The sequence below is a fragment of the Massilia hydrophila genome (assembly GCF_020208145.1).
In the GTDB taxonomy this organism is placed as follows: Bacteria; Pseudomonadota; Gammaproteobacteria; order Burkholderiales; family Burkholderiaceae_D; genus Telluria; species Telluria hydrophila.
In genome coordinates, this window is the sequence record NZ_JAHYBX010000002.1 from 55628 (window position 1) to 81455 (window position 25828).

Genomic DNA, 25828 nt, shown 5'->3' on the forward strand with positions numbered 1-25828 from the left:
CAAAAGCCGATGTTGCCACGCCGGGCAGCGCCAAGGTTTGAGCAAGTTCACATGCGCAACCCTTTCCAATTGTTATGGTCCTGAAGCGTTGTTCCGATTTCGACCGAACGTGAGGAAGACATGAGCAGCAAGATTCTCTGGGGCGAAGGCCTGTTGTTGCGCCCCCAGCATTTCCAGCGCCAGGACCATTACCACGAGCAGCGCCTGCATAAAAGCGTCCGCGCGGTGCACCCGTATGCCTGGGGTGTGGAAACCCTGCAGGTCGACCGCGAGGCGCTGGCCAGCGGCATGCTGCGCCTGCTGGCGCTGGCGGTGCGCTTCCAGGACGGGGAACTGGTCGAGGCGCCGGAAGTGGACGCGCTGCCGGAACCGGTGGACCTGAGCCTGCTGCCGCCTTCGCAGCAAAGCATCACCTATTACATCGCCCTGCCCGGCATGAAGCCCTACCACAGCAATTTCGCGCCGCCCGGCCAGGCCAGCAGCATGGCGCGCTTCGTGCAGGCCAACCAGGACACCCCCGACCTGTACACCGAGGCGGCGCCGGTGCAGCTGGCCTACCTGAACAAGGCGGTGCGCCTGGTGTCGGAGGCCGAGCCGCGCGACGCCTATGTCAACTTCCCGCTGCTGCGGCTGCGGCGCGCCTCGACCGGTTTCGAGCTGGACGACGCCTTCCTGCCCCCCATGCTGTCGGTGGGGGCGGTGCCGGTGCTGTTCCAGCAACTGCGGCGCCTGCTCGACGCGCTGCAGGCCAAGACGGCGGCGCTGTATGGCCACCAGCGCGAGCCGAGCCGCAACGTGGTGGAGTTCCGCTCCGGCGACATGGCTTCGTTCTGGCTGCTGCACACGGCCAGTTCGGCCTATGCCGGCTTGATCCACTATTTCCACCATCCGTCCCTGCATCCGGAACGCCTGTACCAGCAGCTGCTCACCCTGGCCGGCGGGCTGATGACGTATTCGAAAAGCTGGAGCCTGGGCGACCTGCCGCCCTACCAGCATGGCGACCCGGGTCCGGCGTTCGGCAAGCTGCACGCCATCATCCGCGAACTGCTCGACACCGTGATCTCGTCCAAGTACTTCGCCATCGCGCTCAACGAAGTGCGGCCTTCCTACCATATCGGCGCGCTCGACTCCGGCAAGATCGACGAGCGCACCACCTTTTATATTGCAGTCTCGGCCGCGCTGCCGGCGCTGGAACTGGTGGAGCTGGTACCGCTGCGCTTCAAGGTGGGGGCGCCGGACGACGTCGAGAAATTCGTGCTGTCGGCCCTGCCGGGGGTGCGCCTGCAGTATGCGCCGCAGCTGCCGCCCGCGGTGCCGGTGCGGCCGGAAACCTGCTACTTCGTGCTGGAGGCGAAAGGGCCGATGTACGAGCGCATGCTCAAGGCGCAGTCGATCTCGATTTATGTTCCGGCGGGCATGTCGGAATTGCGGCTCGAACTGCTGGCGGTGGCGGCGTGAGGGGCCGGTCCTGACTGGAACGCAGCCCTGTCCTGACGCCAGATCTTTTCTGGGAAAACGGTCATGAAGCAAGCGGGTATCGCGAGCAAGGATGGCTTGCCTGGGCGGGCGACGCGGGAGACGGGCGAAGCGCCGCACGGGTCGCCAGCGGAACCGGGCGTCTCATGGCGTGGGGTGATCGTGCGGCCGCCGGCGCGGCTGGTCTTGCCGGACATGATGGAAGCTCATGCCCGCTTCGACATCCCTGTCCGCGGCTTTTATCTTGTCAACGTCAGCGACACCTACCGCCATCCGGGACCCAAGGTGCTGGTGTTCACCGATCTGGAGTCCGGGGAAGTATCCCGCGCAGACATGTTCCGGCAGGAGGGCGAACTGCTCGTTCCGCAAGTGCGCACCGATCCGGTCAATCCTGCCTTGCCCCAGACCATGCGTAATTTTTTCAACTTCAATGTGTGCGATTACGTGAGGCTGCCACTGCGGCCGGCGCGCTATCGCTTGCAAGTCCTGTTTGCCGGTTACACGTCGAATTCGCCGGAAATCGAGGTGGTTCAGCGGGAACCGCCCGCATGGCCACGAAGGTGGCGCATGTGGGCTGCGTTACGGTATAAAGCCTGGCTTCGGCCTGATGAGGCCTGAAGACTAGCCCGGCACTTACTCCACCGTCACCGATTTGGCCAGGTTACGCGGCTTGTCCACATCGGTGCCACGCGCCAGCGCGGTGTGATAGGCCAGCAGCTGCAGCGCGGCCACGTGCAGGATCGGCGACAGCGCGCCATAGTGCTCCGGCAGGCGAATCACGTGCAGCCCGTCGCCCGAGGTGATGCGCGAGTCGACGTCGGCAAAGACATAGAGCTGGCCGCCTCGCGCGCGCACTTCCTGCATGTTCGACTTCAGCTTTTCCAGCAGCGCATCGTTCGGCGCGATGGTCACGACCGGCATCTCCTCGGTCACCAGCGCCAGCGGGCCGTGCTTGAGCTCTCCTGCCGGATAGGCTTCGGCGTGGATGTACGAGATTTCCTTCAGCTTCAGCGCGCCTTCGAGGGCGATCGGGTAGTGCATGCCGCGGCCCAGGAACAAGGCGTTTTCCTTGCGCGCGAATTCCTCGGCCCAGGCCATGATCTGCGGTTCCAGCGCCAGCACCGAACCCAGGGCTACCGGCAGGTGGCGCATCATCTTGAGGTGCTCGGCTTCCTGCTCGTCCGTCAGGCGGCCGTTGACCTGCGCCAGGGTCAGGGTCAGCAGGAACAGGGCGGCGAGCTGGGTCGTGAATGCCTTGGTCGAAGCCACACCGACTTCGACGCCGGCGCGGGTGATGTAGGCCAGCTTGCATTCGCGCACCATGGCGCTGGTGGCGACGTTGCAGATCGTCAGCGTATGCGGCATGCCGAGGCTGCGCGCGTGCTTCAGCGCGGCCAGGGTGTCGGCGGTTTCTCCGCTTTGCGAAATGGTCACGACCAGGGTCTGCGGGTGCGGCACGCTGTCGCGGTAGCGGTATTCGCTGGCGATTTCGACGTTGACCGGCAGCTTGGCGACGGATTCGATCCAGTATTTCGCGGTCAGGCCGGCGTAGTAGCTGGTTCCGCAGGCCAGGATCAGCACGCGGTCGATTTCCTTGAACACGCGATTGGCGTTGTCGCCGAACAGTTCCGGCATGATGCCGGTCACGCCTTCCAGGGTGTCGCCGATGACGCGCGGCTGCTCGAAGATTTCCTTCTGCATGTAGTGGCGGTACGGGCCCAGTTCGGCCGCGCCGGTGTGGGCGTGCACGGTCTTGACTTCGCGTTCGACCTGGCGGCCTTCGGCATCGACGATCCAGTAGCGGGCCAGCTGCAGGTCGACCACGTCGCCTTCTTCCAGGTAGATGATCTGGTTGGTGGTGCCGGCCAGGGCCATCGCATCGGAGGCAACGAAATTCTCGTTCTCGCCCACGCCGACGATCAGCGGCGAACCCTGGCGGGCGGCCACGACGCGGTGCGGTTCTTCGCGCGAGAACACGGCGATCGCATAGGCGCCGTGCAGGCGCTTGACGGCCTGCTGGACGGTGTCGAACAGGTCGCCGTTGTACATGTGGTCGACCAGGTGGGCGATCACTTCGGTGTCGGTCTGGCTCGTGAAGTTATAGCCGAGTTCGCTCAACTCGCGGCGCAGCTCGTCATGGTTCTCGATGATGCCGTTGTGGACAAGTGCGATGCGGGCATTGTCTTCGGTCGGCGAGAAGTGCGGGTGGGCATTGTGCGAAGCCGGTGCGCCGTGGGTAGCCCAGCGGGTGTGGGCGATGCCGGTGAAACCGTCCAGGCGCGCTTCGCGCACCTGCGACTCGAGGTCGGCCACGCGCGAGGTGCTGCGCGAACGGGTCAGGCGCCCGTCCAGGTGGACGGCGACGCCACAGGAATCATAACCGCGGTACTCGAGGCGTTTCAGGCCCTCGATCAGGACTGGGGTGATGTTGCGCTTGGCGACTGCTCCGACGATACCGCACATGATGACCTCTTTAAAATTGACAATGAAGGCTATCGTAGAGCAACTTGTATGAAATAAGCTTTCAGTTTCCTGCTATTTTTGTTAGATTATTTCATCAATAGAAAACAGTAAAATATTCTTTCAAATAAGAGAGATTTTCTTCATTTTATTTCAAACGATGTCAGAACCAATCAATCTGGATGAGCTCGACCGTCGCATCCTGAATACACTGCAGACGGATGCCTCGCATACCAACACCGAACTGGCCGAACTGGTCCATGTATCGCCGCCCACTTGCTCGCGCCGTGTCAAGCAGCTGAGCGACAGCGGGGTGATCGAACGCCAGGTGGCGATCGTCGATCCCGCCAAGGTGGGCGCGCGCCTCACCGCCATCGTTGAGATCACGCTCGACGTGCAGGCGGCTGAACGCATGCATGAGTTCGAAGCCCTGGCGCAGCAGGAAGCGGCGGTGATGCAGTGCTACCGTGTCTCGCCCGGACCGGATTTCGTCTTGATCGTGCAGGTGGCCGACATGCCGGCCTACCACGCGCTGGCCCACCGCCTGTTCACGGCGCACGCCAATGTGCGTAACGTCAAAGCCTATTTTTCCACGCACCGCGCCAAGTTCGACACCCGGATCGCGGTATAGCAGCCTGTGGACAAGGCTGTGGAAGAAACCCGGGAAAACCACGGGAAAAGCGGTTGAATATCCTGTGGTTTTCCTGTGGTTTTCCTGTTATCAGCCTGTCGATAGCCGGTGGATTACTTCTTCGCTTTCACCGGACGCGACCATCCTTCGATCGTCATCTGCTTCGGACGCGAGATGGTCAGCTTGCCAGCCGGCGCATCCTTGGTCAGGGTGGTGCCCGCTCCCAGGGTCGCGCCCTTGCCCACGGTGACTGGCGCCACCAGCTGGCTGTCGCTGCCGATGAAGGCATCGTCCTCGATCACGGTACGGAACTTGTTGGCGCCGTCGTAATTGCAGGTAATGGTACCGGCGCCGATGTTGACGCGCGAACCGACGGTGGCATCGCCCACGTAGGCCAGGTGGTTGGCCTTGCTGTGCGCGGCGACCTGGCTGTTCTTGATCTCGACGAAGTTACCCACATGGACGTCTTCGCCCAGCTCGGTACCCGGGCGCAGGCGCGCGTAGGGGCCGATCTGCGACTTGTCGCCGACCACGGCATCCTCGATGTGGCAGAAGGGCTTGACCTGGGCGCCGGCGCCGACCCTGGCATTGACCAGCACGCAGTGCGGGCCGACCGTCACGCCGTCGGCCAGTTCCACCCGGCCTTCGAACACGCAGCCGACGTCGATCACGACATCGCGGCCGCACACGAGTTCGCCGCGCACGTCGATGCGGGCCGGATCCATCAGGGTCACGCCCTTCTCCAGTAGTGCGTTAGCAATGTTCAGCTGGTGGCGGCGCTCGAGCTCGGCCAGTTGCACCTTGCTGTTGACGCCAGCCACTTCCCATTCAGCCGAAGGCTGGGCCGACACCACGGGTACACCGTCAGTCACGGCCTGGGCCACGATGTCGGTCAGGTAGTATTCTCCCTGGGCATTGTTGTTCGACAGGGCCGCCAGCCACTTCTTGAGGTGGGCGGTGGGAATGCACATGATGCCACTGTTGATCTCGCGGATCGCGCGTTCGGCTTCGTTCGCATCCTTTTCCTCGACGATGCGCACGATCTGGCCGTTTTCGCGCACGATGCGGCCCAGGCCGAAGGGATTGGCCTGTTCCACCGTCAGGATGGCGAGCTTGTCCGTTCCAGCGGCCTCGACCAGGCGGCCGAGCGAGTCGGCGGTGGTCAGCGGCACATCGCCGTACAGCACCAGGGTCGGCACGCTGTCGTCCAGCTGCGGCACGGCCTGCATCACGGCGTGACCGGTGCCCAGTTGTGGCTGCTGCAGGGCGGTATCGATCTCCGTGCCGGTATCGCGTGCCAGTTGCGCGAGCATCTCCGGCACCGCTGCGCCGCCATGCCCGTAAATCACGCATAATTTACTCGGCGATAGGCTCCGGGCGGTATCGATTACGTGCCGCAACAGCGGTTTCCCAGCCAATGGATGCAAGACTTTCGGCAGCGCAGACTGCATGCGCTTGCCCATGCCAGCGGCGAGGATCACAACGTTCATAAGCCGTCCTAAAAAAGTTGAAAATATGAAAAATTTTAACACGCCAGACACCTTCTTCCGGCGCACGCTTGCGCTCTGCCTGCTGGTGCTGGCCGTCTTCGTGGCAGGCTGCAGCTCGGTGCGTTTCACCTATAACCAGGGCGATACCCTGCTGTACTGGTGGCTGGATTCGTACGCCGACCTGGAAGGCGAGCAGGCCGATATCGCCAAGCGCGACATCGACAAGCTGTTCCAGTGGCACCGCCAGACCCAGCTGCGCGACTACGCGGCCCTGCTCGGCAATATGCAGCGCCAGCTGGCCGGCAATACGACCCAGGCCGACCTGGTCAATGTATATAAAGAGATCCGCCTGCGCGGCGAACGCCTGGCCGGCCATGCCGTGCCGGAAATGACCACCCTCGCACTCTCCATCAAACCGGATCAGATCGCCGACATCGAGCGCAAGTTCATCTCCAAGAACCAGGATTATCGCCGCAAGTTCATCGAAGGCAGCACCGAAAAACGCCAGCGCGCCCGTTTTAAGAAGGCCATGAACCAGCTTGAATTGTGGTTCGGCAATTTTAGCCGCGAGCAGGAAGACATCCTGCGCAAGACCCTGGATGCCCGCCCGCTCGACAACGAAGCCTGGCTGGAAGAGCGGGTCTGGCGCCAGCGCCGCATCCTTGCCCTGCTGCGCAAGTTCGAAAAGGAAAAGCCGAACCGCGAACAGGCTTCCGCCCAGATCGTGGCCATGCAGCGCGAGCTCTTCGGCCGCATCGACTCGCCCGAGCGCAAGGCCTTCTATGACGCCGGCATCGACCACACGACCAAGTTCATCCTGACCGCGATCCGCATCGCCACCCCGGCGCAAAAGAAACATGCGCACGATCGCATGCAGGGCTGGATCAACGATTTCCAGGCGCTGGCGGCAGGTAAATAGCACTGAAAAGGGCGTTGCGGCAGCATGCTATAGTGCCGCCCATGCAAAAGAAGTCTTCCCAACCCCGTTCCCATGGCGCCCCGCGCCTGGCGCCGCGCCAGGTGCGCATCATCGGCGGCGCCTGGAAGCGCGCCCTGCTGCCGGTCCTCGACGCCGAAGGCCTGCGCCCCACGCCGGACCGCGTGCGTGAAACCGTGTTCAACTGGATCCGTCACCAGCTCGGCGGCGATTTTTCCCATGCCAGCTTCCTCGACCTGTTCGCCGGCTCCGGCGCGCTCGGCTTCGAAGCGGCCAGCCGCGGCGCCGCCTCGGTGACCATGGTGGACAGCCACGGCGCCGCGGCGCGCCAGCTGGAAGCCAACCGCGACAAGCTCAAGGCAAGCAACGTCAAGGTGCTGCGCGCCGATGCGCTGGCCCTGGTCAAGGACATGGCAGCGCGCGGCCAACGGCTCGACGTGATCTTCCTCGATCCGCCTTACCAGCTGGGCCTGCTCAGCCAGGTCTTGCCGCTGTGCCCGGCCATCCTGAACGAGGACGGCCTGGTCTATGCGGAAGCGGGCGAACCCCTGCCGCTCGAGGGCGAAGCGCTGCCGGAGTGGCTTGCCGATTGGGAAGCCATCCGTGCCGACAAGGCGGGCATGGTCTATTACTACCTGCTGAAACGGCGCTGAAGCGCGCACCAGCCTCAATCTGGTGCGAACGACTGCACAAGAATGAGGCAAAAGCCGCCCCGTGCCCGGGCGGCTGCCGGATTTTCAGGCATAATGCGCGTTCTGACAGGGTGATTCTCCAAGGGAGCCGTAATGGTTGTAGCCGTTTATCCAGGTACTTTCGATCCGCTCACGCGCGGGCACGAGGACTTAGTGCGCCGTGCATCGGGCCTGTTCGACCGCCTGGTAGTCGGCGTGGCCGACAGCAAGAACAAGAAACCTTTCTTTTCGCTCGACGAGCGCCTGGAAATCGCCAATGAAGTGCTGGGCCATTATCCGAACGTGCAGGTCGAAAGTTTCTCGGGCCTGCTGAAGGATTTCGTGCGCAAGCACGATGCGCGGGTGATCGTGCGCGGACTGCGCGCGGTATCCGACTTCGAATACGAATTCCAGATGGCGGGCATGAACCGCTACCTGCTGCCGGATGTCGAAACCCTGTTCCTGACGCCTTCCGACCAGTACCAGTTCATCTCCGGCACCATCGTGCGCGAGATCGCGATGCTCGGCGGCGATGTCTCGAAGTTCGTCTTCCCCTCGGTGGACCGCTGGCTGCAGAAAAAGATTGCGGCGATCAAAGCGGCGCCGGCAGCCTGAGCGTCCTGGTGTAGTAACAACAGCGGCAAGGAACCAGCAATACCATGGCACTGATGATTACCGACGATTGCATCAACTGCGACGTCTGCGAACCCGAATGCCCGAACGACGCCATTTCAATGGGCGCCGAGTTCTACCAGATCGATCCGCACAAGTGCACCGAATGCGTCGGCCATTTCGAAGAACCGACCTGCGCGGTGCTGTGCCCGGTCGCGTGCATTCCGATCAACCCGGACTGGCGCGAAACGCGCGAGCAGCTGCAGGCGAAATACGAACGCCTGACCGCAGCCAAGACAGACGCCTGACCCCAAAGCCGACTTTCCAGTCGGCTTTTTCTTTTCCCGGACCGGCTGCGCGCCCCCCCTGTGTGCGCGCACGCGCATAAGCCCTGTATGGACAGTGCTATCCTGATTTCATGGATACGCCTGACGACCGCAGGGACGCCGTCCCGTCTGCTTTCCAGGAACACCTCGGTACGGTGGCCGACTTTTATGCGCGGCACAACGAAGACCTGACGCCGGCCCAACGGCTCATCGAGAAGCTCAGTCTCTTCCTTGGCAGCCCCGCCTATGTCGTGGGCAACCTGGTGTTTGTCGTGCTCTGGATCATTTGGAACCTGGCAGCGCCAGAGCTGGGCTTCGACCAGTGGGACGAGCCGCCGTTCTTCTGGCTGCAGGGCATGATCAGCCTGAATGCCTTCGTGATTTCCACCACCGTGCTGATTCGCCAGAATCGCATGTCCACCCTCGCCAGCCAGCATTCCCACCTCGACCTGCAGGTCAATCTGCTGGCCGAGGAGAAAAACAGCAAGATCATCCGCATGCTGGAAGAACTGCGGCGCGACTTGCCCAACGTCCGCGACAAGGTCGACCCCGAAGCCGAGGAACTATCGACACCGACCGATACCGAAGCCGTCCTTTCCATCATCGAAGCGTCGGCCGAGCAGCTCAACTGCGAGCGCAAATCGCTTGACTGCGCATGACCTTGATATGCCCCCAATGGCGCGGCCACGGGCGTTCTTGCCTCAACATTAACCAGCACTCATCAATCCACATGGATGAAACGTGAATTGTATTGAACCCCGCTCATCTATATACAATACTCAACCATCATGCTTTCTACTTCCACCAATTTTCATTTTGATCCTTGAATGGACGAAGAAATTCAGATGCAGACGGCTACACCCCAATCGTCCATTTTCTCCTTGCAATATGTTCTTAATTTCATGCATTCCACATGCTTCTGCTTGCTCATGAATCTCATCCAGAAATCCACCGTGTAATTCTTCGTGAATTTTGTTAAATGAATGTGCCGAGAAAACCCGGGTGACGAAGAGTCACCTCCAGGCGGACCACGAACGGTCGGCGGCGGGGGACGACGGCGAAAATGGCCGGAATGCGAGGGCGCAGGCGGGGACGGTAAGGGGGAGGGACGGGGAGACGGACGTAAAAAAACGCGGCGTCCGGATCGGAGGCCGCGTCAAACGGAGAAAGACGAAATCAGGAGCGCTTGGCCAGGTGCGTCTTCGGCAGGCGCGGGCGCACGGTCAGTACCGCGGCGCGGCCAATACCGACGAGCAGCGGACGGAAAAACATGGCAACGCCGCCCAGCAGCGCGAGGCCGGTGGCGGTACGGAGGACCTGGCCGACGGGAACGGCTGCTGCGGCGGCACCGGCGGTCTGGAGAAGCGTCATTGCGGTAGACATGATGTGGATAAATGTTCAGTTGTGCACAATATAGTGCGATGCAACATATAAATCTAATTTTGTTCCCTGATGACGCTTATGCATTTTGTGAATACTTACGGTACACTGGCAGCACCTCCTGTATTGCCACCAATACCTTCTCATGAGCTTCCTGACGCTTGACCTGAACCTGCTGCGCGTGTTCGACGCAGTGATGACCGAGCAAAACCTCACCCGCGCCGCCGGGCATCTCGCGATGACCCAGCCGGCGGTCTCGAACGCCATCAAACGGCTGCGCGAAAGCCTCGGAGACGAACTCCTGATCCGTACCGCCTACGGAGTGAAACCGACGCCGCGCGCCGAGGCGCTGTGGCCGGCGGTGCGCCAGGCCCTGGCCGCGCTGGAAGCGGCCGTGATGCCGGAAACCTTCGATGTTTCCAAGGCCCAGGCGACCTTCCGCATGGCGATGGCGGACGCAACCGCCGCCCTGTGGCTGCCGTCGCTGATGCGTTCGATCGAAAGCGAAGCGCCGGGCGTGAACATCCGCATGGTGCCGCTGACCACGCGCGAGCCGCGCCCGATGCTGCTGCGCGGCGACATCGACCTGGCGGTCGGCTTCTTCCCGGGCGTGGCCGCCCAGCTCTCCTACGAGACCGGTTCGCCGATCCGCCACGAGCGCCTGTACTCGGGCGTCTATGTATGCGTGATGCGCAAGGACCATCCGCTGGCCAAGCAAAAGCTCGACCTCGACACCTACTGCAAGGCGAACCATTTATTGGTGAGTTTCTCCGGCCGCGCCCACGGCCTGGTCGACGAGGCACTGGCGCAGCTCGGACGCGAGCGCCGTATCCTGCTGACGGTGAACCAGTTCTTTACCGCAGGGCGGGTGGTGGCGAATTCGGACCTGATCACCGTGTTGCCGAAACACCTGATGGTCTCGACCGGCATGACCGACGCCCTGGTCTGGCGCGAACTGCCTTTCCAGCTGCCCGCCGTCCACCTCGACATGCTGTGGCACGAGCGCGATGGCCGCAGCCCGGCGCACCGCTGGCTGCGCAAGAACCTGGAAAGCATGGCGGAAAGCGCCTCGCCCAAGACGGGCGCGCGCAAGGTCGTCTGAACGCGCTGCCGGTCAGCGGATCGGCAGCTTGGTCGTGTTCTTGACTTCTTCCATCACCGCATAGGTGTGCGTTTCGCGCACGCCTTTTTGCAGCAGGGTCTTGCCGAGGAATTCGCGGTAGGCGGCCATGTCCTTGACGCGCGCCTTGACCAGGTAATCGAAGCCGCCCGCCACCATATGGCATTCGAGCACTTCAGGAATCATTTGCACGCTCTGTTTGAATGCATCGAAGACCTCGGGAGTGGTACGATCAAGGACCACTTCGATGAACACCAATAGCGACACATCCAGCAACTGCGGATTGAGCTGGGCCGTATAGCCTGTGATGTAGCCGGATTCGTGCAGCTTGCGCACGCGTTCCAGGCAGGCTGCCGGAGACAGGTTGACCCGTGCCGCCAGCTCGACGTTGCTAATACGCCCGTCGTTCTGGAGTTCGGCCAGAATCTTCTTGCTGATCTTGTCGAGCATGGTCTGTCTCCTGCCATGTAAATATTATTCGGTCAGATTGTCGCACCAAAAACTATCTTTTGCTAGTCTGTCTTAAAAACAGAATTAATCCAGAAGATTTCCTTCTACAATCGAATCATTCTATTGTGAACGCAGCGCGCCGTCCGCCTACCCAGCGGCACGGCGTTTTTGCTGCGTGACGCACGGTTTCCGATTTCCCTTCTAGAAGAGTCATTATGCAGATTGCCGCTTCCCCGGCCTCCAGTTCGACGGCTGCCGCCACGGCCTCCTTCCTCCCCTTCGACGCGCTCCAGCGCGAAGTCAAGCACGACCAGACCCCGCTGCGCGACGCCATCACCCAGGCCTACCGCCGCGACGAGCGCGAAGCCGTGCAGTGGCTGCTCGCGCAAGGCGCCAGCGCCAACGGCGACGCCTACATGCTGGCCCACCGCCTGGTCTCGAGCGTGCGCGAAAAGCGCACCCGCTCCTCGGGCGTGGATGCGCTGATGCACGAATTCTCGCTCTCATCGGACGAAGGCGTGGCCCTGATGTGCCTGGCCGAAGCGCTGCTGCGCATCCCCGACAGCGCCACCGCCGACCGCCTGATCGCCGACAAGATCAGCCGCGGCGACTGGAAGAAGCACCTGGGTGAATCGCCTTCGCTGTTCGTCAACGCCGCCACCTGGGGCCTGCTCATCACCGGCAAGCTGGTGTCGACCAATAGCGAAAAGAACCTGGGCTCGGCGCTCACCCGCCTGATCGCCAAGGGCGGCGAGCCGCTGATCCGCAAGGGCGTGGACATGGCCATGCGCATGCTCGGCAACCAGTTCGTTACCGGCCAGACCATCGAGGAAGCGCTGCGCAACAGCCGCGACAACGAAACCCGCGGCTACCGTTATTCCTACGACATGCTGGGAGAAGCGGCGCTGACCGAGCAGGATGCGAAGCATTACTACGCGTCCTACGAGGCCGCGATCCATGCGATCGGCAAGGCCTCGAACGGCCGCGGGATCAAGGACGGCCCGGGCATCTCGATCAAGCTGTCGGCCCTGCACCCGCGCTACAGCCGCGCGCAGTATGCGCGCGTGATGGGCGAGCTGCTGCCGCGCGTGCGCAGCCTGGTCCTGCTGGCCAAGGGGTACAACATCGGCATCAACATCGACGCCGAGGAAGCCGACCGCCTCGAGATCTCGCTCGACATGCTGGAGTCGCTCGCTTTCGATCCCGAGCTGGCCGGCTTCGAGGGTATCGGCCTGGTGGTGCAGGCTTACCAGAAACGCTGCCCCTTCGTGATCGACTTCGTGGTCGACCTGGCCAAGAGGAGCGGCCGCAAGTTCATGGTGCGCCTGGTGAAGGGCGCCTACTGGGACGCCGAGATCAAGCGCGCCCAGGTCGATGGCATGCCGGGCTATCCGGTCTACACCCGCAAGGTGTACACCGACGTGTCCTATCTCACCTGCGCACGCAAGCTCCTCGCTGCCTCCGGCATCATCTACCCGCAGTTCGCCACCCACAACGCGCATTCGCTGTCGGTGATCTACACCTGGGCCAAGGCCGACGGCATCACCAACTACGAGTTCCAGTGCCTGCACGGCATGGGCGAAACCCTGTACGACCAGGTCGTCGGCGCGGACAAGCTGGGCAAGGCATGCCGCATCTATGCGCCGGTCGGTTCGCACGAAACCCTGCTGGCCTATCTCGTGCGCCGCCTGCTGGAAAACGGCGCCAATTCTTCGTTCGTGAACCAGATCGTGGACGAGAACGTGGCCATCGACACCCTGCTGGCCGATCCGTTCGACGCGGCGCGCGCCGCCGGCGGCAAGCCGCATCCGGCGATCGCGCTGCCGCTGCAGCTGTACGGCGACGAGCGCAGGAATTCGGCCGGCCTGGACCTGGTCAACGAACACCTGCTGGCGACACTCGCCGACGGCCTGGCGCAGCAGCGCCAGTACGGCGCCGCGCCGCTGGTCGCAGGTCCCGTCGAAGCGAGTGACATGGCGAAGGTCGTCAACCCGGCCGTGTCGAGCGACATCGTCGGCACGGTACAGGAAGCCACGCGCGCCGATGTCGAGACCGCGCTTTCCGCCGCCAGCGCCTTCGCCGGCGAATGGCAAGCCACGCCGGTCGAGGCGCGCGCCGCCATCCTGGAACGCACGGCCGACCTGTTCGAGCAGCACGGCACCGAGCTGATGGCCCTGGCCGTGCGCGAAGCCGGCAAGTCGCTGCCAAACGCGATCGCCGAACTGCGCGAAGCGGTCGACTTCCTGCGCTATTACGCGGTGCAGGCGCGTGCGGAAAGTGGAACCCCGGCCGGGCTGGGCCCGATCACCTGCATCAGCCCGTGGAACTTCCCGCTGGCGATCTTCACCGGCCAGGTGGCCGCCGCCCTGGTGGCCGGCAACGTGGTGCTGGCCAAGCCGGCCGAGCAGACGCCCCTGATCGCGCACCGCGCGGTCGAACTCTTCCTGGAGGCCGGCTGCCCGCGCGCCGCGCTGCAGCTGCTGCCGGGCCGCGGCGAAGTGGTGGGCGCCGCGCTGACCGCGGATGCGCGCGTCAAGGGCGTGATCTTCACCGGCTCCACCGAAGTGGCGCAGCTGATCAACCGCCTGCTTGCCACACGTGCCGAAAAAGAAGGCGTCGACATCCCGCTGGTGGCGGAGACCGGCGGCCAGAACGCCCTCATCGTCGACTCCTCGGCGCTGCCGGAGCAGGTGGTCCAGGACGTGCTGTCCTCGGCCTTCGATTCCGCAGGGCAGCGCTGCTCGGCGCTGCGTGTGCTGTTCCTGCAGGAAGACATCGCCGACAAGACCATCACCATGCTCAAGGGCGCGATGCAGGAACTGCGCGTGGGCGCGCCGGACCGCCTGGCCACCGATATCGGCCCGGTGATCGACGCGGAAGCCCAGCGCAACCTGCTGGCCCACATCGAGCGCACCCGCGCCACCGCGCGCAGCCACTTCGCGCTCGCGCTGCCCGACAGCGTCGCCGGCGCCGGCACCTTCGTGCCGCCGACCGTGCTGGAAATCGGCTCGCTGGCGGAACTCAAGCACGAGGTGTTCGGCCCGGTGCTGCACATCGTGCGCTACCGCCGCGCCGACCTGGCCAAGGTGGTCGACAGCATCAACGCCACCGGCTATGGCCTGACCCTGGGCGTGCATTCGCGCATCGACGAGACCATCGACTTCATCGTGGCCCGCGCCCACGTGGGCAACATCTACGTGAACCGCAACATCGTCGGCGCGGTCGTGGGCGTGCAGCCTTTCGGCGGTGAAGGCAAGTCCGGCACCGGCCCGAAGGCGGGCGGTCCGCTCTACCTGAAACGCCTGCAGCGCAACGCGGCGCCGCTGATGGAGCACAGCCGCGTGTTCGACGCCGGCCTCGACGCCCTGCTCGGCTGGCTGCGCACGTACGGCCAGGATGCACTGGCCACCCTGGCGCAAGGCTATGGCCGCACCGCCCTGAACGGCGTCGAGATGGTGCTGCCCGGTCCGACCGGCGAGCGCAACACGCTCGCCTTCACGCCGCGCGGCACCGTGCTGTGCGCGCCGCACAGTGCCGCCGGCCTGCTGAACCAGCTGGCGGCGGCCCTCGCGGCCGGCAACCGCGCGCTGGTACTGGCCGCGCCGGAGCTGATCCCGGCGAACCTGCCGGCGCTGGTGAAGGAGCGTGTGCGCTTCATCGGCAGCGACGAGGTCGATGCCAGCGAGTTCCAGATCGCGCTGCTGGAAGCGGGCGTGGACGCAGGGCTGCGTGCCCGGCTGGCGGCGCGCACCGGCGCCATCGTCGGCCTTGTCGATACCACGGCAGGGGAGCCGGTCGCGCTGTGGCGGCTGGTGGCGGAACGGGCCCTCTGCGTCAACACGACGGCGGCGGGCGGCAACGCAAGCCTCATGACGCTGGGGGTGTAATCATCAGGGGAGCCGCGAGCTCCCCTTTTTTTCGAGCATGAAAGACGCAGGAGGAGTACCGTAGGACCATCGTTGGAGACATTTTAAAAAGACTCGGAGGCAGACATGCTGGTTGGCGTACCAAAAGAGATCAAGAATCACGAATACCGTGTCGGACTCACCCCACCCTCGGTGCGCGAGCTCACCGCGCGCGGCGTGGAGGTCATCGTGCAGCAGGGGGCCGGCGAACAGATCGGGCTGTCGGACGGGCAGTACGTGGCGGCCGGCGCCGCCATCGTGGCCACGGCGCAGGAAGTCTTTGCGCGCGCCGACATGATCGTGAAGGTCAAGGAACCGCAGCCGGCCGAATGCGCGATGCTGCGAGAAGGGCAGCTGCTGTACACCTACCTGCACCTGGCGCCCGATCCGGAACAGACGGCCGCGCTAGTGAAATCCGGCGCGGTCTGCATCGCCTACGAGACCATCACCGGCCCGGGCGGCGGGCTGCCGCTGCTGGCGCCAATGAGCGAAGTGGCGGGACGCATGGCGATCCAGGCCGGCGCCGCGCACCTGGAAAAATCCAAGGGCGGCATGGGCCTGCTGCTGGGCGGGGTGCCGGGCGTGGCCGCGGGCCACGTGGTGATCATCGGTGCCGGCGTGGTGGGCAGCAATGCGCTGCAGATGGCGGTGGGCGCCGGGGCCCGCGTCACGGTGCTCGACAAGAACGTCGACCGCCTGCGCCAGCTCGACCTCGTGTTCGGCAACCGCATCGCCACCCAGTACTCGAACGCCCAGGCGATCGAGGAAGCGGTGGTCTCGAGCGACCTGGTGATCGGCGGCGTGCTGGTGCCGGGTGCCGCGGCGCCGAAGCTGGTCACCCGCGACATGATCGCGCGCATGAAGAAAGGCGCGGTGGTGGTCGACGTGGCGATCGACCAGGGCGGCTGCTTCGAGACCTCGCACGCCACCACCCACGCCGATCCGACCTTCGTGGTCGATGGCGTCATCCACTACTGCGTGGCCAACATGCCGGGGGCGGTGGCCCGCACCTCCACCTTCGCGCTGAACAACGCGACCATCGGGCATGCGGTGGCGCTCGCAACCAAGGGCTGGCGGCGCGCGCTTGCCGATGACGTCCACCTGCGCAACGGCCTGAATGTCTGCCAGGGCAAGGTCACCTACGAGGCGGTGGCCAGGGACCTGCACTACGACTACGTGCCGGCCGAATCCCTGCTCGGCTAGCCTGGACTAGCCTGCCTGCGCCAGATCGCGGCACAGGCGCCGGGTGATGTGAACAGCATATTGGGCGGCCACCGATTGTACGAAGCGCATGAAATCGGTGGCCGCGTCTTCATTCGCATTGTCCGACACGGTACGGATCACGGCGCAGGGGACATCCAGCTCGTAGCACACCTGGGCCACCGCGGCACCTTCCATTTCGACAGCCACCAGGCCGGGAAGGGCCGCGTTGAGCGCATTCAGGCGCAGCGGGTCGGCCATGAACTGGTCGCCGCTTGCCACCAAACCGCGGTGCACGCGCGGCTGCAGCAGGCGAAATTCCCTGCGCTCACCTTCGCTGATCGCTGTCTCCAGGTCTTGTTCCAGGAAATCATGGGCGGCGCGCGACAGGCGCAGCGACAGCTGCTGGTCGGGCAGGAAGTGCGTGAGGCCGGTGAGCGGCACCTCGAAGCGTGGAAACAGCGGACTGGCATCCATGTCGTGCTGGACCAGGGCTTCGGCCACCACGATATCGCCAACCTGGACCGTTTTATCGCCCGCACCAGCCACGCCGGTAAACAGGATGTGGGTAACTCCGAACTTTTCCACAAGCATGGTGGCGGTCATGGCTGCCGCAACCTTCCCAATTCGCGATAAAACGCACACAGCGTCGATTTCCCACAGCTTTCCGGCCCAGTACTCGCGTTTACCATGGATGAGCTTGGCGGGCCCTTTCATGGCTTCCACGAGCCCCAGCTGTTCTTCGTACAAGGCGCTGATGATCCCCAGTCGCATGTTTTCCCTGTTTTTCTTGTGTTTATCTCATCAAGGCTACGTGTGGAATCGGACCACGCAGCTGCCTGGAACGCCTCCCCGCTTCGGCGACAAGCCAGCGCGCCGCTGCCAGCCCGCTTGTCCGGCATGTCTACACGGGTTTGATCGAGCTCATGAGGCTGGAAACTCCCATGCATGGGTGCCCATTTTGCTTGTCTTAAGCGGGTGAGGCCAGCAAAACCCGGTTTTTTCGCTTTTCCTGGCTTTTCTCGCTTTTCCCGCAGCACAGCGCTTCAGCGTATTAGTTAACTAAAGTTTGTATACAAACTGGTAGTAGATAGTAAACGCGGCTCTTTCTGTTGATAACTCGCGTTTACTCCACAGCATCAAGGACTTGCAGGGGCGTTTACTGGCTGTACAAAGCCTGTGTGAGGTCTGGACGAAACTTGGACAGATTTTTGAACGAGTGAAAATTGCTGCGTTCTGCACATCCGATCCTGTGGATACCCATCGAGTTGTCCACAGCCGCTTCGGCAAAGACGGGCTGACAAGCAATTCTGCGGGCGATTCGACAGCAAGATACCCATGACAGCCGCACCCGCTGCCTTCCCGGCCCTGGTTGTCAACGCGAGCATGTCCAGGATCGACAGGCTTGCAGGCCGGGTAGCTCGCGGCTGGACACGCGTCATCGGTTTTGTTGTTGTAGTAAACAAGTTTGTATACAAACTGGTAGTAATAGTAAACGCGCACCATGTTGTGGATAACAAGACTTTTCTCCACATGCTCAATGGTTTACGGTCGCGTCAAGCAACTGGACAAGGCTTGTGTTCAAACTGGACGAAACGTGAACAGAATTCTGCTGACAGCTTGCCCAGGCTGTTCTGCACATTCGATCCTGTGGATATCCCAGCAGTTTTCCACAGTCGATGGATGTGAAGCCAGCGCTTTTGCAGGCCGGCATGCGCAACAACGCCGAAACCGTTTGCAGGAAGCGCTGTGGCCAGGACCGCAGCTGGTGCGCGTGTTCTGCTGGGCTTTGTTGCCTGGATACATCCATTGGCGGCAAGGGCAAAAATAATTGAAAAATTTTTGCCGAGGTTTACAAACAAAGCTTGTATACAAGAATAGTAGTAGTGGTTAACGACTGCCCCAGCTTGTGGACAAGGTGATGAAGGTCTAATAAATCATTTACTTAGCTGATGCATAAGGCAGTGCATCACTGGCGTACGAGGGCAGCCCGTAAACTGGACAAGATTTCGAAGGCACCAAAACACCACGGTTCTGCACAAAATAGGCCTGTGGATATCAAGAGGCTTATCCACAGATGGCCTCTGGACTTCCGTTTACGTTCTGGTAAGCTCTGTTTCAACGAATGGGACACGGAGGCCAGATGGATCTCGACGCGCTGTTTCGGTACATCATGCCGGGTGGGCCGGCCCGTGATGACCTTGCTGTGACGCGAGAACACTAGCCTTGGAATCCGCCGGCGAGTACGACTACCTCATCGTCGGTGGCGGCAGTTCCGGCTGCGTGCTGGCGAACCGCTTGACCCGTGATCCGAACGTGGAGGTGCTGCTGGTGGAGGCGGGCGGCCGTGACGATTACCTGTGGATCCACATCCCGGTCGGCTACCTGCATTGCATCGGAAACCCGCGCACGGACTGGCTATACCGTACGGAAGCCGATCCCGGCTTGCATGGACGGGCCCTGATCTACCCACGCGGCAAGGTACTGGGGGGCAGTTCGTCGATCAACGGCATGATCTACATGCGTGGCCAGCCTGGCGATTACGACCGCTGGGCCGAGCTGACAGGCGACGATTCCTGGCGCTGGGATGCGGTTCTGCCCCTGTTCAGGCGCAGCGAAGACCACTATCTCGGGGCGAGCGCACTGCACGGCGCAGGCGGCGAATGGCGCGTGGAAAAGCAGCGCCTGTCGTGGAAAATCCTGGATGCCTTCCGCGACGCGGCGCTCCAGATGGGCATCCCGAAGATCGATGATCTGAACGCCGGCCTTGGTGAAGGCTCGGCCTATTTCGAAGTCAACCAGCGGCGCGGCATCCGCTTGAACACGGCGAAAGCCTTCCTGAAACCGGCAGCGGCACGGCCCAACCTGACCATCATGACCGGTTGCCACGTCGAGCGCCTGCTGGTCGAGGAGACGGCGCGGGGCAAAGTCTGCACCGGCATTCGCTTTACCGGCGGCGCGCAAGCCTTTATGGCGACCGCACGGCGTGAAACCCTGCTGGCGGCGGGAGCCGTCGGTTCGCCCCAGATCCTGCAGCTGTCCGGCATTGGCGCGCCGGAGCTGCTTCGGGGCCATGGCATCACGCCGGTGATGGACCTGCCTGGCGTCGGCGCCAACCTGCAGGACCACCTGCAGTTGCGCACGGTTTTCAAGATCCGGGGTGCGGCCACACTGAACACGCGCGCCACCAGCTGGTTCGGCAAGGCCCTGATCGGGCTCGAGTATGCGCTGTTCCAGAGCGGGCCGATGTCGATGGCGCCCTCGCAACTGGGCGTCTTCGCCAAGTCTGCGCCAGACCTGGCGGCGCCGAACCTGCAATACCACGTCCAGCCCCTGTCGCTCGACAGCTTCGGCCAGCCCTTGCACCGCTTTCCGGCCTTTACGGCCAGCGTGTGCAACCTGCAACCGACTTCCCGCGGGGAAGTGCGCATCGCTTCCGCCGACAGCAAGGCGCCGCCCAGGATCACGCCGAACTACCTGAGTACCGAAGCCGACCGCAAGACGGCAGCCGCCGCGCTGGCGCTCACGCGCCGCATCGTCGCGGCGCCGGCGCTGGCAAAGTACCGTCCCGAAGAGTTCATGCCGGGTACGCAATACCAGGACCAGGACCAACTCGCGCATGCGGCAGGGCTGGTGGGCACCACGATTTTCCATCCGGTCGGAACCTGCCGCATGGGCCGGGAAAACGATCCAATGGCAGTCGTCGACAGTCGACTGCGGGTGCGCGGTATCGCAAATCTGCGCGTGGTCGATGCCGCGATCATGCCATTTATTACTTCTGGAAACACGAAAGCGCCGACCATCATGATTGCGGAAAAGGCGGCGCAGGACATTCTGGCGCAGCGCTGAGCCTGAGCGCCGCCGGGCTGGCGTCAGGCATGCAAGCTCAACCTGATGCCCGTGGCACTTTGCCGGTAAGGAGTAAAGCGCCTGCCGGCAGAAGAATGAACGCAAGCAGCAGCATCAGGACATCCGGTACGCCCAGCGCGTCGAGACGGATGAGTGCTTTTCCCGGATTGGCTGGATCGTAGCGGATCCAGATTCTTGCACCCGGTACGACCCGTCCCGACAGGGCATCGGCGTGCCGCCTGTCACGGTAGCAGGCAGCGCTGGCGTCCAGCGAAAACCGGCTGGAGGTGAACAGCTGGCGATCGACGAGATACTGGTAACGCAACCCGACACACCAGGCGCCTGATTTGACGCGCTTGTGCAGGGTGGCTTCCAGCACTTGCGCATGCGCGCGCGGCCAGGAAGGCGAACGCAGTTTGTCCAGGCAGCGATGAACGGTGAACAATCCCAGCGCCAGGGCAAGCACGATAAGGATGCAAGCAATGGCTGCGTGTTTGCGGGGTGTGGACAAGGAGCGTCGAATTGGCAAAGCGTTGGCTTTCTCGTGGACCAGGACGGGATTGGGCTGGTGAGTGTAGCAGGGCGCCCAGGTTCCGACGGCGGTCTTCGGCGGTGCGAAGAATGACTGGTCCTGATTATCCGCGTCTGGATGCACGAGCATGGTATCGTGAGGGAAACTAGCTGCTTGCTCGAGCATGGCCGAAGGGGCCTCGGCCGGTCGGGCGGCGTGGTATCGCATACGGAGCGGACATGAAACTGGAATCCCATTACATCGACGTACACGGTTTGCGCCAGCATGTCGTCTGCGCAGGCAGCGGTCCGGCGGTGATCCTGATGCATGGCTTTCCCGACACCCACGCCATCTGGCGCCACCAGATTCCAGCGCTGGCCGCGCAGGGGTTCCGGGTCATTGCCCCGGACATGCGCGGCTACGGCAAGACCGATGCACCGCCCGCGATCGCCGCTTATGCCATCGAGTTCCTGTGCGCCGACATCCTGGGCCTGATGGACAAACTCGGTCTGGAGAAGGCCGCGCTGGTTGGCCATGACTGGGGTGGCCTGGTCGGTTGGCAGCTGTGCATGGATGCGCCGCAGCGCTTCGAACGATTCGTCGCGCTGTCCACCGGACACCCGGCGGCGATCGCCAATGCCGGCCTCACCCAGCAGATGCGATTCTGGTACATCCTGGGTTTCCTGATGCCGGTGGTGGCTGAGCACGCGATCCGCGCCAACGACTGGTTCTTCCTGCGCCAGATGACGCGCCGTCCGGATCAGCTTGCGCTGTGGCGCGAGGCGCTCGAGCCGGAGGGGCGCCTGACGGCGGCGCTGAACTACTACCGTGCCAACATCAAGCTCGGCCGGCCGCATCACTGGCGCCCGGTCGAGGTACCGGTGATGGGCGTGTGGAGCGACCGCGACCCGGCGCTGGGCGAGAAGCAGATGCTCGATTCGGTCCATCATTGCCGCGCCGGTTTCCGTTACGAGCGGCTCAGCGGAGCAGGGCACTGGATGCAGTTGTCGGCCACTGGCCCCCTCAATGCCCTGCTGCTGGACTTCCTGCGCCCAGCATGAGGGCGCAGCACGGTGCTGCGGCGCAACAACGTGCCTGCCATCCCGCTTGCAGCATTGATGCCTGAAGGAAGCGGCTGCCGTACAATGCAGCCTCCTCTGCATTCCTTCCTTTTCTTTCCATGATTGATTTCGCTTGGCTCGGCGTTGCCGCCTTTACCGCCGGCCTGGTCGATGCCGTTGTCGGCGGCGGTGGCCTGATCCAGATCCCGGCGATTTTTTCCGTGCTTCCAAAAGAAGTTCCAGCCACCCTGCTGGGGACCAACAAATTCGCCAGCATTTTCGGCACCAGTGCCGCAGCCGTGAACTACGCGCGCCGGGTGAGGGTGGCGTGGAGTACCGCGGCACCGGCGGCGCTGGCAGCCTTCGCCCTCTCGTTTGCCGGGGCCTGGACCGTGACGCGGGTGCCGGCCGATTTCGTACGTACGCTGCTGCCGGTCATCCTGGTTGCCGTTGCGGTGTACACCTTCAAGAAAAAAGACCTCGGTGCCGTTTACGCACCGGTGCACAGCGGACTCGCCGAGCGCTACTGGGCGATCGGCATCGGCGCCGCGATCGGTTTCTATGACGGCTTTTTCGGGCCAGGTACCGGCAGCTTCCTGATCTTCCTGTTCGTGCGCTTTTTCGGCTTCGATTTCCTGAGCGCGTCGGCGGCTGCAAAGATCGTCAACGTTGCCTGCAACTTTTCGGCCCTGCTCTGGTTCGGTTACAGCGGGCACCTGTTGTGGCAGCTAGGATTGATGATGGCCTGTTGTCAGGTAGTCGGTTCGCTGATCGGTACCCGCTTGGCGCTGAAGCACGGCAGCGGTTTCGTGCGCAAGCTGTTCCTGGTCGTAGTCTCTGGCTTGATCCTGAAAACCGCCTACGATGCCTTTAGCAAGATCGGGTGGTGATTGTTCCACGTGAAACAAGTGAAGCCGGGTTCGCCCGGCTTTTTATTTTGTTCCACGTGAAACAAAACCTGTCGTTTTCAGGCCGCCAAAAACTTCCACAAGAAAAAAGAATCTATAATCGCGCATTAGTCTCCTCGCCTCACTCTCCATCATGCTATTTCCAACTGAATTCGACGTCATCGTCGTCGGTGGCGGCCATGCCGGTACCGAGGCCGCGCTCGCGTCCGCCCGCACCGGTCAAAAAACCCTGTTGCTGACCCACAACATCGAAACCCTTGGCGCCATGTCGTGCAATCCTTCAATTGGCGGCATCGGCAAGGGCCACCTGGTCAAGGAAGTCGACGCGCTCGGCGGCGCCATGGCGATTGCCACCGACGAGTCGGGTATCCAGTTCCGCATCCTGAATTCCTCCAAGGGCCCGGCCGTGCGCGCCACCCGCGCCCAGGCCGACCGCATGCTGTACAAGCAAGCGATCCGTTCGCGCCTGGAGAACCAGCCGAACCTGTGGCTGTTCCAGCAGGCCGTGGAAGACCTGATGCTGGAAGGCGAGCGTGTTGTCGGCGCTGTTACCCAGGTCGGACTGCAGTTCCGTGCCCGCGCCGTGGTGCTTACCGCCGGCACATTCTTGGATGGGAAAATCCACGTCGGCCTGCAGAACTACTCGGGCGGACGCGCCGGTGATCCACCGGCCGTTTCGCTGTCGAGCCGATTGAAGGAACTCAAGCTGCCGCAGGGCCGCCTGAAAACCGGCACGCCGCCGCGCATCGACGGTCGCAGCATCGACTTCTCGGTCTTGTCGGAGCAGCCGGGCGATCTCGATCCGGTGCCAGTGTTCTCGGTAATGGGCAACGCCGCCATGCACCCGCGCCAGGTGCCGTGCTGGGTCACCCATACCAACGAGAAGACCCACGAGATCATCCGCAACGGGCTCGATCGCAGCCCGATGTATACCGGCGTGATTGAAGGCGTGGGCCCGCGCTACTGCCCCTCGATCGAAGACAAGATCCACCGGTTTGCTTCGAAAGAGTCGCACCAGATCTTCCTGGAACCGGAAGGCCTGACGACCAACGAGTTCTACCCGAACGGGATCTCGACCAGCCTGCCGTTCGACGTGCAGCTGGAACTGGTGCGCTCGATGCGCGGCATGGAACATGCCTTCATCCTGCGCCCGGGCTATGCGATCGAATACGACTACTACGATCCGCGCGGCCTGAAGGCCTCGCTGGAAACGCGGGCGATCAAGGGACTGTTCTTTGCCGGCCAGATCAACGGCACCACAGGCTACGAAGAAGCGGCCGCGCAAGGCTTGCTGGCCGGCCTGAACGCGGCACTGCAGACGCAGGGCAAGGAAGCCTGGACGCCTGGCCGCTCGGAAGCCTACCTCGGCGTGCTGGTCGACGACCTGACCACGCAAGGTGTGGCCGAGCCTTACCGCATGTTTACCAGCCGTGCCGAGTATCGCCTGTCGCTGCGCGAAGACAATGCCGACATGCGCCTGACCGAGATCGGCCGCAAGCTGGGCATCGTCGGCGATGCCCAATGGGCGGCTTTCGAAACCAAGCGTGAATCCGTCGCCCGCGAACTCGAGCGCCTGCGCTCGACCTGGGTCAATCCGCGCATCCTGGCCGCCGCCGAATCCGAACGCGTGGTGGGGCAGGCGATCGAGCGCGAATATAACCTCGCCGACCTGCTGCGTCGCCCCGGCGTGCAGTACGACACGCTGATGAGCATGACCGGCGTCGAAGGCCAGCCCCTGGCTGGCCCCGGCGTGGACGACCCGGCGGTAAAGGAGCAGATCGAGATCCAGCTGAAGTACGCCGGCTACATCGACCGCCAGGCACGCGAAGTCGAGCGTCACGACCATTACGAGAACCTCAAGCTGCCGGAAAACCTGAACTACCTGGAGATCCAGGCGCTGTCGTTCGAGGTGCGCCAGAAGCTCGACAAGCAACGTCCGGAAACCCTGGGCCAGGCTTCGCGCATTTCCGGCGTCACCCCGGCGGCGATCTCGCTGCTGCTGGTACACCTGAAAAAGCGCGGCGCCAGGGGCTTCAGCAACGCGGCAGTGGAGGGGGCCGAATGAAATACTTCGACCGCACCGCCCTGGCGCAGGTACTGGCTGATGGCATCAAGGACATGCAGCTCGACGTATCGGCAGCGCAGCAGGAACAGCTGCTCGATTACCTGGCGCTGATGAACAAGTGGAACAGCGTCTATAACCTGACTTCGCTGCGCGACCCGATGCAGATGGTGACCCATCACCTGCTCGATTCGCTGGCCGCGGTGCCGGCCTTTGCCGGCGCACGCAATGTGCTGGACGTCGGAGCTGGGGGCGGCTTGCCCGGCGTGGTACTGGCGATCTGCCGCCCGGACATGAAAGTGGCGATGATCGACACGGTCCACAAGAAAACCGCCTTCCTGAAACAGGTGAAGGCGGAGCTGGAGCTGGTCAATGTCACCGTGCACACGATGAAAGTGCAGGATCTTGGGGTTGCTACACCACTGAGCGACAAATTCGACGTGATCACCTCGCGCGCCTTTGCCGATTTGTCGGATTTCCTGGAGTGGTCAGGGCACCTCCTGCAGGAAGGCGGCAGGTTCATCGCGCTGAAAGGGACGGCGCCGGCAGAAGAGCAGGAGCGGGTACCGGGAGCATGGAAAGTGACAGGCCTGCAGGCGCTGCAAGTGCCGAGGCTAGGAGCCGAACGCCACCTGGTATTCGTCGAGAGATCGAACCAAACAGAATAAACCATATAAACAGTTTATACCGTTCATACAATATAAATTGTTAAAATGGTTTGTATGATATGAACGGTATGTTGCCTTGTTGCGATCTCCTTTAACAGAACCGCGGAAAAA

At 62.9% G+C, this 25828-nt stretch carries 23 protein-coding genes; 17 read left to right on the plus strand and 6 right to left on the minus strand.

The features are described from left to right. The first annotated feature begins 120 nt into the window (after nt 1–120). On the plus strand, nt 121–1458 hold the full coding sequence (gene tssK / locus LE190_RS07360; RefSeq protein ID WP_225238122.1) for a type VI secretion system baseplate subunit TssK: 1338 nt from the start codon (nt 121–123) through the stop codon (nt 1456–1458). Between the two features lie 63 nt (nt 1459–1521). Then, entirely contained in the window at nt 1522–2094 is a 573-nt protein-coding gene (locus tag LE190_RS07365; RefSeq protein ID WP_225238123.1) for a hypothetical protein, read from the plus strand. Nucleotides 2095–2109: 15 nt separating this feature from the next. Here the strand turns inward: LE190_RS07365 and glmS are convergent, their stop codons facing one another. Continuing rightward, entirely contained in the window at nt 2110–3939 is a 1830-nt protein-coding gene (gene glmS / locus LE190_RS07370) for a glutamine--fructose-6-phosphate transaminase (isomerizing) (protein ID WP_225238124.1), read from the minus strand. Nucleotides 3940–4096: 157 nt separating this feature from the next. Here glmS and LE190_RS07375 point away from each other — a divergent pair, with 157 nt between their 5' ends. Then, nucleotides 4097–4567, plus strand: a complete 471-nt coding sequence (locus tag LE190_RS07375; protein WP_225238125.1) for an Lrp/AsnC family transcriptional regulator — start codon at nt 4097–4099, stop codon at nt 4565–4567. A 113-nt stretch (nt 4568–4680) separates the two neighbouring features. Here LE190_RS07375 and glmU read toward each other — a convergent pair whose 3' ends face one another. After that, nucleotides 4681–6057, minus strand: a complete 1377-nt coding sequence (glmU, locus tag LE190_RS07380) for a bifunctional UDP-N-acetylglucosamine diphosphorylase/glucosamine-1-phosphate N-acetyltransferase GlmU (protein WP_225238126.1) — start codon at nt 6055–6057, stop codon at nt 4681–4683. 25 nt (nt 6058–6082) lie between these two features. Between glmU and LE190_RS07385 the strand changes: the two genes are divergently transcribed. The 5 genes from LE190_RS07385 (at nt 6083) to LE190_RS07405 (ending at nt 9262) form a co-directional block, all read left to right on the plus strand. Further along, nucleotides 6083–6976 carry a DUF6279 family lipoprotein gene (locus tag LE190_RS07385; protein ID WP_225238127.1) on the plus strand — a complete coding sequence of 298 codons (894 nt, stop codon included), beginning with the start codon at nt 6083–6085 and terminating at the stop codon, nt 6974–6976. A 41-nt stretch (nt 6977–7017) separates the two neighbouring features. Continuing rightward, nucleotides 7018–7647, plus strand: a complete 630-nt coding sequence (gene rsmD / locus LE190_RS07390) for a 16S rRNA (guanine(966)-N(2))-methyltransferase RsmD (RefSeq protein ID WP_225238467.1) — start codon at nt 7018–7020, stop codon at nt 7645–7647. Between the two features lie 132 nt (nt 7648–7779). After that, nucleotides 7780–8280: a pantetheine-phosphate adenylyltransferase gene (gene coaD, locus LE190_RS07395; RefSeq protein WP_171087220.1), complete on the plus strand. Its 501-nt coding sequence runs from the start codon at nt 7780–7782 to the stop codon at nt 8278–8280. A 44-nt stretch (nt 8281–8324) separates the two neighbouring features. Beyond that, nucleotides 8325–8585 (plus strand): YfhL family 4Fe-4S dicluster ferredoxin, encoded by a 261-nt coding sequence (locus LE190_RS07400; RefSeq protein ID WP_225238128.1) that lies wholly within the window; start codon nt 8325–8327, stop codon nt 8583–8585. A 110-nt stretch (nt 8586–8695) separates the two neighbouring features. Next, complete coding sequence (locus LE190_RS07405; protein ID WP_225238129.1) at nt 8696–9262, plus strand: DUF1003 domain-containing protein; 567 nt, start codon at nt 8696–8698, stop codon at nt 9260–9262. A 517-nt stretch (nt 9263–9779) separates the two neighbouring features. Here the strand turns inward: LE190_RS07405 and LE190_RS07410 are convergent. Then, complete coding sequence (locus LE190_RS07410) at nt 9780–9986, minus strand: hypothetical protein (RefSeq protein WP_225238130.1); 207 nt, start codon at nt 9984–9986, stop codon at nt 9780–9782. 142 nt (nt 9987–10128) lie between these two features. Here LE190_RS07410 and LE190_RS07415 point away from each other — a divergent pair, with 142 nt between their 5' ends. Continuing rightward, complete coding sequence (locus tag LE190_RS07415) at nt 10129–11085, plus strand: LysR family transcriptional regulator (protein WP_225238131.1); 957 nt, start codon at nt 10129–10131, stop codon at nt 11083–11085. 12 nt (nt 11086–11097) lie between these two features. On the opposite strand, the gene LE190_RS07420 is transcribed toward LE190_RS07415, so the two are convergent. After that, nucleotides 11098–11553 (minus strand): Lrp/AsnC ligand binding domain-containing protein, encoded by a 456-nt coding sequence (locus tag LE190_RS07420; RefSeq protein WP_224947006.1) that lies wholly within the window; start codon nt 11551–11553, stop codon nt 11098–11100. A 215-nt stretch (nt 11554–11768) separates the two neighbouring features. On the opposite strand from LE190_RS07420, the gene putA reads away from it, so the two are divergent. Next, nucleotides 11769–15440 carry a trifunctional transcriptional regulator/proline dehydrogenase/L-glutamate gamma-semialdehyde dehydrogenase gene (putA, locus tag LE190_RS07425; RefSeq protein ID WP_225238132.1) on the plus strand — a complete coding sequence of 1224 codons (3672 nt, stop codon included), beginning with the start codon at nt 11769–11771 and terminating at the stop codon, nt 15438–15440. A gap of 105 nt (nt 15441–15545) precedes the next feature. Continuing rightward, on the plus strand, nt 15546–16661 hold the full coding sequence (gene ald / locus LE190_RS07430) for an alanine dehydrogenase (RefSeq protein WP_225238133.1): 1116 nt from the start codon (nt 15546–15548) through the stop codon (nt 16659–16661). Nucleotides 16662–16667: 6 nt separating this feature from the next. Here ald and LE190_RS07435 read toward each other — a convergent pair whose 3' ends face one another. Continuing rightward, nucleotides 16668–17432: a 5'-methylthioadenosine/adenosylhomocysteine nucleosidase gene (locus LE190_RS07435; protein WP_225238134.1), complete on the minus strand. Its 765-nt coding sequence runs from the start codon at nt 17430–17432 to the stop codon at nt 16668–16670. Between the two features lie 564 nt (nt 17433–17996). On the opposite strand from LE190_RS07435, the gene LE190_RS07440 reads away from it, so the two are divergent. Both LE190_RS07440 and LE190_RS07445 read left to right on the plus strand, forming a co-directional pair. Next, nucleotides 17997–18347: a hypothetical protein gene (locus tag LE190_RS07440; protein WP_225238135.1), complete on the plus strand. Its 351-nt coding sequence runs from the start codon at nt 17997–17999 to the stop codon at nt 18345–18347. A 537-nt stretch (nt 18348–18884) separates the two neighbouring features. Then, nucleotides 18885–20507, plus strand: a complete 1623-nt coding sequence (locus LE190_RS07445; RefSeq protein WP_225238136.1) for a GMC family oxidoreductase — start codon at nt 18885–18887, stop codon at nt 20505–20507. Between the two features lie 37 nt (nt 20508–20544). On the opposite strand, the gene LE190_RS07450 is transcribed toward LE190_RS07445, so the two are convergent. Further along, complete coding sequence (locus LE190_RS07450; protein ID WP_225238137.1) at nt 20545–21204, minus strand: DUF3592 domain-containing protein; 660 nt, start codon at nt 21202–21204, stop codon at nt 20545–20547. A gap of 53 nt (nt 21205–21257) precedes the next feature. Here LE190_RS07450 and LE190_RS07455 point away from each other — a divergent pair, with 53 nt between their 5' ends. The 4 genes from LE190_RS07455 (at nt 21258) to rsmG (ending at nt 25717) form a co-directional block, all read left to right on the plus strand. Further along, nucleotides 21258–22079 (plus strand): alpha/beta fold hydrolase, encoded by an 822-nt coding sequence (locus LE190_RS07455; protein ID WP_225238138.1) that lies wholly within the window; start codon nt 21258–21260, stop codon nt 22077–22079. A gap of 119 nt (nt 22080–22198) precedes the next feature. After that, nucleotides 22199–22969 carry a sulfite exporter TauE/SafE family protein gene (locus LE190_RS07460; RefSeq protein WP_225238139.1) on the plus strand — a complete coding sequence of 257 codons (771 nt, stop codon included), beginning with the start codon at nt 22199–22201 and terminating at the stop codon, nt 22967–22969. A gap of 151 nt (nt 22970–23120) precedes the next feature. Further along, a complete protein-coding gene (gene mnmG, locus LE190_RS07465) occupies nt 23121–25052 on the plus strand; it encodes a tRNA uridine-5-carboxymethylaminomethyl(34) synthesis enzyme MnmG (protein ID WP_225238140.1) in 1932 nt (643 codons plus the stop codon). After that, nucleotides 25049–25717 (plus strand): 16S rRNA (guanine(527)-N(7))-methyltransferase RsmG, encoded by a 669-nt coding sequence (gene rsmG / locus LE190_RS07470; RefSeq protein ID WP_225238141.1) that lies wholly within the window; start codon nt 25049–25051, stop codon nt 25715–25717. Before mnmG ends, rsmG begins: the two co-directional genes overlap by 4 nt. Nucleotides 25718–25828 lie beyond the last annotated feature (111 nt).